This is a genomic window from Streptomyces sp. RKAG337, assembly GCF_023701715.1.
Classification (GTDB): domain Bacteria; phylum Actinomycetota; class Actinomycetes; order Streptomycetales; family Streptomycetaceae; genus Actinacidiphila.
On sequence record NZ_JAJOZA010000001.1, the window covers coordinates 4,385,704 to 4,397,562 of the forward strand.

The following is an 11,859-nucleotide window of genomic DNA, read 5'->3' on the forward strand; positions in this document are numbered from 1 at the left end:
CCCCCATGAAGGTCCTGGTGACCGGCGGCGCCGGTTACATCGGCAGCGTCGTCACCGCGCACCTGCTGGAAGCCGGCCACCGGGTCACCGTCCTGGACGACCTGTCGACGGGCTTCCGCGAGGGCGTGCCGGCGGGCGCGGACTTCGTCGAGGGGCGGATCCAGGACGCGGGCAAGGTGCTCGACTCCTCCTACGACGCCGTGCTGCACTTCGCCGCCTCCTCGCAGGTCGGCGAGTCCGTCGCCGACCCGGGCAAGTACTGGCGGAACAACGTGGCGGGCACCATGGAACTGCTCGCCGCGATGCGCGAGTGCGGGGTCCGCCGGCTGGTCTTCTCCTCCACGGCCGCGACCTACGGCGAGCCGGCGTCCGTCCCGATCACCGAGGACGACGCGACCGCGCCGACCAATCCGTACGGCGCCACCAAGCTGGCCGTCGATCACATGATCACCGGCGAGACCGCCGCGCACGGGCTGTCCGCCGTCTCGCTGCGGTACTTCAACGTGGCCGGGGCGTACCGCTCGCTCTCCGGGGAGATGATCGGCGAGCGGCACGACCCCGAGTCGCACCTGATCCCGCTGGTCCTCCAGGTCGCGCAGGGCCGCCGCGAGGCGATCTCCGTCTACGGCGACGACTATCCGACGCCCGACGGGACCTGCGTCCGCGACTACATCCACGTCGCCGACCTCGCGCAGGCGCACCTGCTGGCGCTGGCCGCCGGCGCCGAGGGCGAGCACCTGATCTGCAACCTCGGCAACGGTGAGGGCTTCTCCGTCCGCCAGGTCGTCGAGACCGTCCGACAGGTCACCGGTCACCCGGTCCCCGAGGTCACCGTCCCGCGCCGCGGCGGCGATCCGGCCGTGCTCGTCGCCTCCGCCGACCGGGCCCGCCGGGTCCTCGGCTGGCGTCCGTCCCGGCCGGATCTCGCCGAAATCGTCCGGGACGCGTGGGCGTTCGCCCAGCGCGGGGAGAACCAGGAGACCGCCAAGTGACCGTGTTCGAGAAGGTGTTCGGCAGCGCGCCGGAGGGTGTGTGGGCGGCCCCCGGCCGGGTGAACCTGATCGGTGAGCACACCGACTACAACGACGGCTTCGTGATGCCGTTCGCGCTGCCGCACACCACCGTGGCCACCGTCGCCCGCCGCGACGACGGCCTGCTGCGGCTGCACTCCGCCGACATGCCCGGCGGCATCGTCGAACTGCGGCTCGACGAGCTGACGCCCGGCAGGGACGACGGCTGGGCCTCGTACCCGGCGGGCGTGGTGTGGGCGCTGCGCGAGGCGGGCCACCGGCTCACCGGCGCCGACATCCACTACGAGAGCACGGTCCCCACCGGCGCCGGCCTGTCCTCGTCGGCCGCGCTGGAGGTCGTCACCGCTCTCGCCCTCGACGACCTGCACGAACTCGGCCTGGAGCGGCCCGCGATGGCCCTGCTGTGCCAGCGTGCCGAGAACGTCTACGTCGGCGCGCCCACCGGCATCATGGACCAGACGGCGTCCGCCTGCTGCACCGCGGGCCACGCCCTGTTCGTGGACACCCGCGACGGCTCGCAGCGCCAGGTGCCGTTCGACCTCGCCGCGGAGGGGATGCGGCTGCTCGTCGTGGACACCCGCGTCAAGCACGCGCACAGCGACGGTTCGTACGCCGAGCGCCGGGCCGGGTGCGAGGCCGGCGCCGCCGCCCTCGGGGTCCCCGCGCTGCGCGACATCCCCTACGACGGCCTGGCCGCGGCCCTCGACCGGCTGCGCGCGGGCGGTCAGGACGACATGATCCTCGGTCTCGTCCGCCACATCGTCACCGAGAACCACCGCGTCGAGCAGGTCATCGAGCTGCTGGACGCGGGCCGTACCCGGGACATCGGGGCGGTGCTGACGGCGGGCCACGTCTCGCTGCGCGACGACTTCCGCATCTCCTGCGCGGAGTTGGACCTCGTCGTGGACACCGCCAACACCTCGGGTGCGCTGGGCGCACGGATGACGGGCGGCGGATTCGGCGGCTCGGCCATCGTCCTCGCGGAGAGCGACGCCGCGGAGAAGATCACCGAGGCGGTCGTCTCGGCCTTCGCCGCCGCCGGTTACCGGGAGCCGCGGGTCTTCACTGCGGTCCCGTCGGCGGGCGCCCGCCGCCTGTAGCCCGCCACGTGCCGTCCGGCCGGCTGTCCGGGCGTCAGGGCGTCCGGGCGTCCCAAACCCCGGCCGGCCGGAAAGAGTCCGGGACCCGAAGCACCAACGTTCCCGCGCGCCCCATCGGTTGGCCGAATGCATCCGCTGCTACCGGCCGACTTCTGCCAATCGGGCGCTATTGGCGTCCCCGGCCCCTACGCTTCTGACACAGCGCCGGTGGGGGCCGGCGCCATCAGGGGGCGAGACGCAAGGATTCGGCACCCGGAACGGGCACCTCAGGCGCGGCACGACGGCGGTCGTGCGGTACCGCGGTGGATGATCCTGTTTTCCGGGCGCCGGATCCCATGCGATCGCAACCCCAACCGTGGGGGAGTGCAACATGCCGGGAGTGGGGCCCGTGGGACGCATTCGTGTTCTCGTCGTCGACGACCACCGGATCTTCGCCGAATCACTGGCGGCCGCACTCGCGGCGGAGCCGGACGTCGATGTGTCGGCGGCCGGCAGCGGCCCTGCCGCGCAGCGCTGTCTGGAGCGCGCGGTGGCCGACAACCGAAGGTACGACGTGCTGTTGGTGGACGCCGACCTCGGTGCGGTGTTCCGCCCGCCGGGAGGCTCGGTGGGCGCGGGAACGCTGGCCGCGGTACCCCGCATCGTGCCGGAGCCGCGTCAGGCGGACCACCCGGGCGGCCCGGCCGCACCGGCGATCCCGGACCATCTGATCGACGGGATCGGCCTGGTGGAACGGGTCCGTGCCGAGCATCCCTCGACGCGCACCGTGGTGCTGGCCGAGCGGGACGACGCCCGGCGCGCGGCCCGCGCGCTGCAGGCGGGAGCCTCCGGCTGGGTCGCCAAGGACTGTTCCCTGTCACGGCTGCTGGCCGTGATGCGCGGAGTGCTGCGCGACGAGACGCATCTGCCGCCCGCGCTGCTCACGGGCGTGCTGCGGGAGCTGACCGCGGCCCGCCGGCACCGCACCGAGAGCGAACGGCTGGTGGAGTCGCTGACGCCGCGCGAGCAGGAAGTGCTGCGCTGCATGGTCGCGGGGCTCGGCCGCAAGGCGGTCGCCGAGCGGCTGTTCCTGTCCCCGCACACCGTCCGCACCCATATGCAGAACGTGCTGGGGAAGCTGGGCGTGCACTCGACGCTGGCGGCGGTCGCGCTGGCGCGCCGGGCGGGCGTCGGACCGGTGGAACTGGTCCCGTCAGCCGGGGATGTTGTCGAACGGAGCGGTCAGCTGTCGTAGCAGCGCCGCGAGGTCGCCGCGCTGGCGGTCCGTCAGTTCACCGAGGATGGACCGCTCCTGGGCGAGCAGCCCGGCCAGTGCCTGGTCGGCGCGCTCGCGCCCCTCGGGGGTGAGCCGGACGAGCACCCCGCGCCGGTCCGAGGGATCCGGCAGCCGTTCCACCAGGCCCTTCTTGGCGAGCCTGTCGATCCGGTTGGTCATCGTGCCGGAGGTGACCAGCGTCTGCGTGAGCAGTTGGCCGGGGGAGAGCTGGTACGGGTCGCCGGTGCGGCGCAGCGAGGTGAGCACGTCGAACTCCCACGGCTCCAGGCTGTGCTCGGAGAAGGCGAGCCGCCGGGCCCGGTCCAGGTGCCGGGCCAGCCTGCTGACGCGGCTGAGCACCTCGAGTGGTTCCACGTCGAGGTCGGGGCGCTCTCGGCGCCATGCAGCGACCAGCCGGTCGACCTCGTCCTCCATGACGATCAGTGTAGTGGTTCTGTCGATATGAAGTCTCTTGACGTCAAGATAAAAATTGAGGCACGGTAGAGGACATCAGCAGACCCACCGGATCCATCAGGGAGGCAGAAACGTGCCGGCAGCAGCACCCGCCTGGGACCCCCAGCAGTACCTGCACCACACCGACCACCGCACCCGCCCCTTCCATGAGCTGCTCGCCCGGGTGCCCGCCCTCCCGGGGCAGGCACCGCGCATCGCGGACATCGGCTGCGGTCCCGGCAATGTCACCATGCTGCTGAGCGGCCGCTGGCTGGCCGCCCGCGTCACCGGCTTCGACAACTCGCCCGAGATGCTGGACGCGGCCCGCGTCTACGCCGGCCCGACCCCCGGCGGCGGCCGGCTGGACTTCCGGCCGGCCGACGCCGCGCACTGGGCCCCCGACGAGACCTACGACCTCATCATCGCCAACGCCGCCCTGCAGTGGGTCGAGGGCCACGCGGAGCGCTTCCCCGACTGGCTCGACCACCTGGCCCCCGGCGGCACCCTCGCGTTCCAGGTCCCCGGCAACTACAACGCCCCGAGCCACGTCCTGCTCGCCGAGCTGTGCGCGTCCCCGAGGTGGCGGGCCCGGCTGGGCGGCAGCGCCGACCGCCGGGTCCTGATCCTCGAACCCGAGGAGTACTTCCAGCGCCTGAGCTCCCTCGGCTGCGAGACCGACGTCTGGGAGACCACGTACCTGCACCATCTGCAGGGTCCCGACCCGGTGCTCGAATGGACCAAGGGCACCGCGCTGCGCCCGGTGCTGACCGCGCTCGGGAACGACGCCGCCGCCCGCGAGGAGTTCCTCGCCGAGTACGGCGAGCTGCTGCGCACGGCGTACCCCGCCGGTTCGCACGGCACCGTCTTCCCGTTCCGGCGGATCTTCGTCGTCGCGCGCAAGGCGGGGGTGTCCGCATGATCAGCGCTCTCGACCACGTACAGCTCGCGGCGCCGCCCGGCAGCGAGGACGCGCTGCGCGCCTTCTACGGGGACGTCCTCGGCATGACCGAACTCCCCAAGCCGCCGGTGCTCGCCGCCCGGGGCGGCTGCTGGTTCGGCTCCGGCGCGGCCCAGCTCCACATCGGGGTCGAGGAGGGCTTCCGCCCGGCCAGGAAGGCGCATCCGGGCATCAGGGTCGTCGGCATCACGGCGTACGCCCGGCGGCTGGAGGAGCGCGGCGCGACCGTCGTGTGGGACGGCGACCTGCCGGGGCACCGGCGCTTCTACTCCGACGACCCGTTCGGCAACCGCCTGGAGTTCCTGGAGCCCGACCCCTCCTGACGAGCGGTGCCTTGAGCGGCCGCGCTACAGCAGGACGAAGGCGGCGACCATCAGGGCCCCGCCCGCCAGGCCGGCCGTCCAGGCGCTGCGGGGCATCCGCAGGCCCCCCGCGAGCACCAGGGCGGCCAGCAGGAGGGCGCCGCCGAGCGGGACCCAGGCGTACAGCACGCCGGACCAGCCGGTGCGGACGACGTCGTCGGTGCCGGGTTCCACGGCGACCTTGAGCTTCTCGCCGGTGCGGTGGGTGACCGACCGGGTGATGGTGACCCGGGGCCGCGCCGTGGCGGGCCCGGTGGGGACGAAGGGGCCGGTGCAGGTCTTGTCGCCGCAGGCCGCCACCGTCATGGTGCCGCGCTCGCGGCCCTTGGAGAGCATCACGTGCTGGGCCGTCCCCCAGGACACCCACACACCCGAGGCGAGCAGCAGGGCGACCACCGCCGACAGGATCACGGCCTTGCCGACGAGCAGCACGCCCCAGGCACTCTCCGCCATCCGGCGGGACCGGCTCCGTTTGACCATGCGGGCGATCTTTGGCCATGACACGCCGTGGAGTCAACCGCCGCGGCCGACGGCGGGCGGAGTCAGCTGTTGTACGTACTCTGGGCCCGCTCCAGGCCGTCGGAGATCAGTGCCTCGACCGCGTCGGCGGAGCGGTCGACGAACCAGTCCAGCTCCTTGCGCTCGGCCGAGGAGAAGTCCTTCAGCACGAAGGCCGCCACATCCATCCGGCCCGGCGGCCGTCCGATGCCGCAGCGCACCCGCAGATAGTCGGGACCCAGCGACTTGGTGATCGACTTCAGGCCGTTGTGACCGTTGTCGCCGCCGCCCAGTTTCAGCCGCAGCGTCGGGTAGTCGATGTCCAGTTCGTCATGGACGGCGATGATCTGCCCGGTCGGCACCTTGTAGAAGTCGCGCAGCGCCGTGACGGGCCCGCCGGAGAGGTTCATGAACGTCATCGGCTTGGCCAGCACGACCCGCTGTCCGCCGATCCGGCCCTCGACCACCTGGGCGCGGCTCTTGTGGGTCTTGAACTTGCTGCGGATCCGCTCCGCGAGCAGATCGGCCACCATGAAGCCGATGTTGTGCCGGTTGCCGGCGTACTCGGGGCCGGGGTTGCCGAGCCCGGCCACCAGCCAGGGCCCCTCGGGGGCGGGTGAACTGCTCATGCTCATGCCGTCCATTCAAGTCCACTGACGTCGCAACCCGAACCGCCGCCCCGCTCCGGAGGGAGCGGGACGGCGGTACGGGACAGCGGAGGCGGGAGGATCAGGCCTCGGTGGTCTCGCCGGCCGGGGTGGCGGTCTCGTCCGCCGGCTCCTCGGCCTGCGGGGCGACGACCTGGATGACGACGGTGTCGCCGTCGATCGTCAGCACGGTGCCTTCCGGCAGCGTGATGTCCTTCGCGAGGATGGCGGCGCCGGCCTCCAGGCCCTCGATGGAGACGGAGACGGAGGTCGGGATGTGGGTGGCCTCGGCCTCGACCGGGAGGGCGTTGAGGACGTGCTCCAGCAGGCCGCCGCCCGGGGCCAGCTCACCAGTGGTGTGCACGGCCACGTCGACGCTGACCTTCTCGCCGCGCTTCACGGTGAGCAGGTCGACGTGCTTGAGGAAGCCCTTGATGGCGTCGCGCTGGACGGCCTTGGGGAGCACGAAGGTGGTCTCACCCTCGACCTCGAGGCTGATCAGGACGTTCTTGGTGCGGAGCGCGAGCTGCAGCGCGTGACCCGGAAGGTTCACGTGCACCGGGGTGGCGCCGTGGCCGTAGACGACACCGGGGACCAGGTTGGCGCGGCGCGCACGACGGGCGGCACCCTTGCCGAATTCGCTGCGGACCTCGGCGCTGAGCTTGACCTCGGACATGAGAATCACTCCTCGTAAAGAGACGACTGGCTGGGACACATGTCGCCCGGCCCACGACGGGGGCCGATCCACTTACGAGGAGCGCGCCGATAACGGAGACGAAAAAGCCTCCCTCGCCGAGCAAACTCCAGGAGTCTACCCGGCGGGGAGGCCTTGACGAAATCGATCAACGCACGCTCAGCGCGTGCGGTCGATCAGCGGTCAGTGCGAGGCGCCGTCGAAGAGGCTGGTGACCGAGCCGTCCTCGAAGACCTCGCGGATCGCGGAGGCGAGCGTCGGGGCGATCGACAGCACCGTGATCTTGTCCAGCTCCAGCTCGCCCGGGGTCGGCAGCGAGTTGGTGAAGATGAACTCGCTCACCTGCGAGTTCTTCAGCCGGTCGGCGGCCGGGCCGGAGAGCACACCGTGCGTCGACGCCACGATGACGTCCTCGGCGCCGTTCGCGAACAGGGCGTCCGCGGCCGCGCAGATGGTGCCACCGGTGTCGATCATGTCGTCGACGAGCACGCAGATGCGGCCCTTGACGTCACCGACGACCTCGTGGACCGTCACCTGGTTCGCGATGTTGGGGTCGCGGCGCTTGTGGACGATCGCCAGCGGGGCACCGAGCCGGTCGCACCAGTTGTCGGCCACGCGGACGCGGCCGGCGTCCGGGGAGACGATGGTGAGCTTGGAGCGGTCGACCTTGGCGCCCACGTAGTCCGCCAGCATCGGCAGCGCGATGAGGTGGTCCACCGGGCCGTCGAAGAAGCCCTGGATCTGCGAGGCGTGCAGGTCCACGGCGAGCAGCCGGTCGGCACCCGCGGTCTTGAACAGGTCCGCCATCAGCCGGGCCGAGATCGGCTCGCGGCCACGGTGCTTCTTGTCCTGGCGGGCGTAGCCGTAGAACGGCAGGATCACGGTGATGCGCTTGGCGGAGGCCCGCTTCAGCGCATCGATCATGATCAGCTGTTCCATGATCCACTTGTTGATCGGAGCGGTGTGGCTCTGGATCACGAACGCGTCGCTGCCGCGCGCGGACTCCTCGAAGCGGACGTAGATCTCGCCGTTCGCGAAGTCGAACGCCTTGGTCGGGACGAGGTCGACACCGAGCTGGTGGGCCACCTCCTCCGCGAGTTCCGGATGAGCGCGTCCGGAGAAGAGCATCAGCTTCTTCTCACCGGTCGTCTTGAGCCCGGTCACACCGTCTCCTTGGTTGTACGGGTCTACGGGGGTTTCGGGGGCAACCCCCGTGAAGACTCAGTTAAGACTCAGTTCGCGGGTTCGTCCTGTGGACGTCGACCTGCGGCATTCTGTGCATCTCTTACGGTACGCCCCGCCGGGCCGGGTCGTGACCCGGCGGGAGTGCCGTTACTCACCCTGAGCGGCTCGTTCGGCGGCCTCCGCGGCGGCGCTCCCGGGGCGCTTGCGGGCGACCCAGCCCTCGATGTTCCGTTGCTGGCCACGGGCTACGGCCAGCGAACCGGCCGGTACGTCCTTGGTGATCACGGAGCCCGCGGCGGTGTAGGCGCCGTCCCCGACTGTGACCGGCGCCACGAACATGTTGTCGGAGCCGGTCTTGCAGTAGCTGCCGATCGTGGTGTGGTGCTTGACCTCGCCGTCGTAGTTCACGAAGACGCTCGCGGCGCCGATGTTCGTGTACTCGCCGATCGTCGCGTCGCCCACGTACGACAGGTGCGGGACCTTGGTGCCCTCGCCGATCGTCGCGTTCTTCATCTCGACGTACGTGCCGGCCTTCGCCTTCGCGCCGAGCCGGGTGCCGGGGCGCAGGAAGGCGAACGGGCCGACGGTGGCGTGCTCGCCGATCTCGGCGCTCTGCGCGACCGTGTTGCTCACCTGGGCGCCCGCGCCCACGGTGGTGTCGGTCAGCGTGCAGTTCGGGCCGACCTCGGCGCCCGTGGCCAGGCTGGTGGACCCGTACAGCTGGGTGTTGGGGAGCACCAGGGTGTCGGGCGCGAACTCGACGGCCACGTCGACCCAGGTCGAGGCCGGGTCGACGATGGTGGCGCCGGCCAGCATCGCCTCGTTGAGCAGCCGGTCGTTGAGGGTGCGGCGGGCCTCGGCGAGCTGCACCCGGTTGTTGATCCCGGCGATCTCGCGGTGGTCCGCGGCGACCGCGGCGCCCACCCGGTGGCCGGCCTCGCGCAGGATGCCGAGGGTGTCCGTGAGGTACTCCTCGCCCTGCGCGTTGTCCGTCGTGACCTTGCCGAGCGCGTCGGCGAGCAGCTGCGCGTCGAAGGCGAAGACCCCGGAGTTGATCTCGGCGATGGCCAGTTGGGCCTCGTTGGCGTCCTTGGTCTCGACGATCCCGGACACCGAGCCGTCGGCGGCCCGCACGATCCGGCCGTAGCCGGCCGGGTCCGGCACCGCGGCGGACAGCACGGTGACGGCGTTGCCGTCGCCCTCGTGCGTCGCGACCAGCGACCGCAGGGTCCCGGCGGTGAGCAGCGGGGTGTCGCCGCAGGTGATCACGACCGTGCCGGCGAGGACGACGCCCTGCGCCGACAGCGCCTCCAGGGCCATCCGGACCGCGTGCCCGGTGCCGAGCTGCTGGTCCTGCACGGCGGTGCGGGCGGCGGGGTCGATCTCGGCGAGATGGGCGCTCACCTGCTCGCGGGCATGGCCGACGACCACGACGAGGTGTTCCGGGTCGAGCGCGCGCGAGGCGGCCACGACATGGCCGACCAGGGTGCGCCCGCAGATGGCGTGCAGAACCTTGGGGAGGGCCGACTTCATGCGGGTGCCCTCACCCGCGGCGAGGACGACGACAGCAGCCGGGCGGTTGGGGCTCACGGAAGGGGCTCCTCGGCTTTGGGTGACGGACACCCGCAGGATACCGGGGGGTATGGGCGGGGAAACACGGGCGGGTCCCGACCATGAAGACCGGGACCCGCTACCACAAGCTCCGCCGCCAGGACTCGAACCCGGACAAAGGGCACCAAAAGCCCCGGTGCTGCCAATTACACCACGGCGGACCGACGCGCCTGAGCGCGCCTGCGCGTCCCTACTATGCCGCAAGCGACCACGTGAACGCGACGAGGTTCCGGGGTACACCTAGCCACGGGGCGTCAGCCCTCCGGGCCTATTGCCTGTCGACGCGACGCTGACATACTTACGTCGCCGTAGGTTACGGTTCCGTAGTAAATCCCCCATACACCCCCGGTGAGGGACCCTCATGACCGCACAGGCCGACGTGATCACCGAGCCCCGAGACCCCGGGCCCGGCCAATTCGTAACCCTCGCCACCCTCGGTGGCGACAACAAGGGGATGACCGAGCGCATCACCCTCGGCGCCTTCATCGGCGTCCCCTTCGTGGCGCTGGTCGCCGCGATCCCGCTGGCCTGGGGCTGGGGGATGAGCTGGCTGGACCTCGGTCTGATGGTCGGCATGTACTACATCGGCTGCCACGGCATCACCATCGGATTCCACCGGTACTTCACGCACGGCGCCTTCAAGGCCAAGCGCCCGCTGCGGATCGCGCTCGCGGTCGCCGGTTCGCTGGCCGTCGAGGGCCCGGTCGTGCGCTGGGTCGCGGACCACCGCAAGCACCACAAGTACTCCGACGCCGACGGCGACCCGCACTCGCCGTGGCGCTACGGCGAGACCGTGCCGGCCCTCATGAAGGGCCTGTGGTGGGCCCACATCGGCTGGATGTTCGACACCGAGCGGACCCCGCAGGAGAAGTACGCGCCGGACCTGATGAAGGACCCGGCGATCAGGATGATCTCCCGGCAGTTCCTGCTCTTCACCCTCGTCTCGCTCGCGATCCCGCCGCTCGTCGGCGGACTGGTGACGATGAGCTGGACCGGCGCGTTCACCGCGTTCTTCTGGGGATCGCTCATCCGGGTCGGCCTGCTCCACCACGTCACCTGGTCGATCAACTCCATCTGCCACGCCGTCGGCGACCGCCCGTTCAAGTCCCGTGACCGGTCCGGCAACGTGTGGTGGCTGGCCGTGCTGTCCTGCGGCGAGTCCTGGCACAACCTGCACCACGCCGAGCCCACCTCGGCCCGGCACGGCGTGCTGCGCGGCCAGCTCGACTCCAGCGCCCGCATCATCCGCTGGTGCGAACAGCTCGGCTGGGCGAGTGACGTCCGGTGGCCCAGCAAGGAGCGGATCGCCGCCCGGCGTAAGGAGAGCGTCAGTGAAGCGGCATGATTGACGCGTGAGCGACGGCAGCAGTACGAGCGGCGAGGGCCCGAACGGAACGACGGGTACGAACGCTCGGCGCGCGCGCCGGGTACGGATGACGGGCAAGGAGCGCCGCGAGCAACTGCTCGACATCGGCCGCACGCTCTTCGCCGAACGCGGCTTCGAAGGCACCTCGGTCGAGGAGATCGCCCATAAGGCCGGGGTGTCCAAACCGGTGGTCTACGAGCACTTCGGCGGCAAGGAAGGGCTCTACGCCGTCGTCGTCGACCGTGAGATGCGCCGGCTCCTGGACATGGTCACCAGCGCTCTCACCGGCGGCCATCCGAGGGAACTCCTGGAACAGGCGGCGTTCGCGCTGCTCGACTACATCGAGCAGTACACCGACGGGTTCCGGATCCTCGTCCGGGATTCGCCCGTCGCCCAGTCCACCGGCACCTTCGCGTCCCTGATCAGCGACATCGCCACCCAGGTCGAGGACATCCTCGGCATGGAGTTCAAGAACCGCGGCTTCGAACCCAAGCTCGCGCCGATGTACGCCCAGGCGCTCGTCGGCATGGTGGCCCTGACCGGCCAGTGGTGGCTCGACGCACCGCAGCGGCCCGAGAAGGCCGAGGTCGCCGCCCACCTGGTGAACCTGTCCTGGAACGGGCTGTCGGGCATCGAGCCCAAGCCGCGGCTGATCGGGCACCGCAAGAGCTGAACGGCGAAGGCCCCCGGACCGCGGTC

General features: G+C 71.1%; 13 protein-coding genes and 1 tRNA gene. 7 read left to right on the plus strand and 7 right to left on the minus strand.

Features of this window, described 5'->3' with window-relative positions; all coding sequences use genetic code 11:
• Window positions 1-5: 5 nt before the first annotated feature.
• The 3 genes from galE (at window position 6) to LNW73_RS19615 (ending at window position 3,365) form a co-directional block, all read left to right on the plus strand.
• A complete protein-coding gene (gene galE, locus LNW73_RS19605; protein ID WP_164294450.1) occupies window positions 6-992 on the plus strand; it encodes a UDP-glucose 4-epimerase GalE in 987 nt (328 codons plus the stop codon).
• Entirely contained in the window at window positions 989-2,131 is a 1,143-nt protein-coding gene (gene galK / locus LNW73_RS19610; protein WP_250990795.1) for a galactokinase, read from the plus strand. The genes galE and galK overlap by 4 nt, the downstream gene beginning before the upstream one ends.
• Window positions 2,132-2,519: 388 nt before the next feature.
• A complete protein-coding gene (locus LNW73_RS19615) occupies window positions 2,520-3,365 on the plus strand; it encodes a LuxR C-terminal-related transcriptional regulator (RefSeq protein WP_250976241.1) in 846 nt (281 codons plus the stop codon).
• Here the strand turns inward: LNW73_RS19615 and LNW73_RS19620 are convergent.
• Entirely contained in the window at window positions 3,324-3,821 is a 498-nt protein-coding gene (locus LNW73_RS19620) for a MarR family winged helix-turn-helix transcriptional regulator (RefSeq protein WP_138354687.1), read from the minus strand. The two genes, LNW73_RS19615 and LNW73_RS19620, sit on opposite strands and share 42 nt — an antisense overlap.
• Before the next feature lie 112 nt (window positions 3,822-3,933).
• On the opposite strand from LNW73_RS19620, the gene LNW73_RS19625 reads away from it, so the two are divergent.
• Both LNW73_RS19625 and LNW73_RS19630 read left to right on the plus strand, forming a co-directional pair.
• Complete coding sequence (locus LNW73_RS19625; RefSeq protein ID WP_250990796.1) at window positions 3,934-4,758, plus strand: trans-aconitate 2-methyltransferase; 825 nt, start codon at window positions 3,934-3,936, stop codon at window positions 4,756-4,758.
• A complete protein-coding gene (locus tag LNW73_RS19630; protein WP_250990797.1) occupies window positions 4,755-5,120 on the plus strand; it encodes a VOC family protein in 366 nt (121 codons plus the stop codon). Before LNW73_RS19625 ends, LNW73_RS19630 begins: the two co-directional genes overlap by 4 nt.
• A 24-nt stretch (window positions 5,121-5,144) precedes the next feature.
• Here the strand turns inward: LNW73_RS19630 and LNW73_RS19635 are convergent, their stop codons facing one another.
• The 6 genes from LNW73_RS19635 to LNW73_RS19660 all read right to left on the minus strand — a co-directional run bounded on the left by LNW73_RS19635 (window position 5,145) and on the right by LNW73_RS19660 (window position 9,955).
• Entirely contained in the window at window positions 5,145-5,639 is a 495-nt protein-coding gene (locus LNW73_RS19635) for a hypothetical protein (RefSeq protein ID WP_250990798.1), read from the minus strand.
• A 62-nt stretch (window positions 5,640-5,701) separates the two neighbouring features.
• Window positions 5,702-6,301 (minus strand): aminoacyl-tRNA hydrolase, encoded by a 600-nt coding sequence (gene pth / locus LNW73_RS19640; RefSeq protein ID WP_374118135.1) that lies wholly within the window; start codon window positions 6,299-6,301, stop codon window positions 5,702-5,704.
• A gap of 85 nt (window positions 6,302-6,386) precedes the next feature.
• Window positions 6,387-6,980, minus strand: coding sequence for a 50S ribosomal protein L25/general stress protein Ctc (locus LNW73_RS19645; protein ID WP_250976236.1), 594 nt, complete (start codon window positions 6,978-6,980; stop codon window positions 6,387-6,389).
• Window positions 6,981-7,181: 201 nt separating this feature from the next.
• Window positions 7,182-8,162 (minus strand): ribose-phosphate diphosphokinase, encoded by a 981-nt coding sequence (locus LNW73_RS19650; RefSeq protein WP_250976235.1) that lies wholly within the window; start codon window positions 8,160-8,162, stop codon window positions 7,182-7,184.
• Window positions 8,163-8,330: 168 nt separating this feature from the next.
• The gene (gene glmU, locus LNW73_RS19655) at window positions 8,331-9,773 is read right to left on the minus strand and encodes a bifunctional UDP-N-acetylglucosamine diphosphorylase/glucosamine-1-phosphate N-acetyltransferase GlmU (protein WP_250990800.1); all 1,443 of its coding nucleotides are present in this window, start codon (window positions 9,771-9,773) and stop codon (window positions 8,331-8,333) included.
• Window positions 9,774-9,883: 110 nt separating this feature from the next.
• Window positions 9,884-9,955 (minus strand) — tRNA-Gln (locus LNW73_RS19660).
• 200 nt (window positions 9,956-10,155) lie between these two features.
• Between LNW73_RS19660 and LNW73_RS19665 the strand changes: the two genes are divergently transcribed.
• Together LNW73_RS19665 and LNW73_RS19670 are read left to right on the plus strand one after the other, a co-directional pair.
• Window positions 10,156-11,139 carry an acyl-CoA desaturase gene (locus LNW73_RS19665; protein WP_250976233.1) on the plus strand — a complete coding sequence of 328 codons (984 nt, stop codon included), beginning with the start codon at window positions 10,156-10,158 and terminating at the stop codon, window positions 11,137-11,139.
• Window positions 11,140-11,227: 88 nt separating this feature from the next.
• Window positions 11,228-11,833, plus strand: a complete 606-nt coding sequence (locus LNW73_RS19670; RefSeq protein WP_138354766.1) for a TetR/AcrR family transcriptional regulator — start codon at window positions 11,228-11,230, stop codon at window positions 11,831-11,833.
• Window positions 11,834-11,859: the final 26 nt, after the last annotated feature.

What these genes read in the sequence shown, in the direction of transcription:
- galE (WP_164294450.1), top strand. Translation starts at nt 6, where the DNA reads ATGAAGGTCCTGGTGACCGGCGGCGCCGGTTACATCGGCAGCGTCGTC.
- LNW73_RS19620 (WP_138354687.1), bottom strand. Translation starts at nt 3,821, where the DNA reads ATGGAGGACGAGGTCGACCGGCTGGTCGCTGCATGGCGCCGAGAGCGC.
- LNW73_RS19630 (WP_250990797.1), top strand. Translation starts at nt 4,755, where the DNA reads ATGATCAGCGCTCTCGACCACGTACAGCTCGCGGCGCCGCCCGGCAGC.
- LNW73_RS19635 (WP_250990798.1), bottom strand. Translation starts at nt 5,639, where the DNA reads ATGGTCAAACGGAGCCGGTCCCGCCGGATGGCGGAGAGTGCCTGGGGC.
- pth (WP_374118135.1), bottom strand. Translation starts at nt 6,301, where the DNA reads ATGGACGGCATGAGCATGAGCAGTTCACCCGCCCCCGAGGGGCCCTGG.
- LNW73_RS19645 (WP_250976236.1), bottom strand. Translation starts at nt 6,980, where the DNA reads ATGTCCGAGGTCAAGCTCAGCGCCGAGGTCCGCAGCGAATTCGGCAAG.
- LNW73_RS19665 (WP_250976233.1), top strand. Translation starts at nt 10,156, where the DNA reads ATGACCGCACAGGCCGACGTGATCACCGAGCCCCGAGACCCCGGGCCC.
- LNW73_RS19670 (WP_138354766.1), top strand. Translation starts at nt 11,228, where the DNA reads ATGACGGGCAAGGAGCGCCGCGAGCAACTGCTCGACATCGGCCGCACG.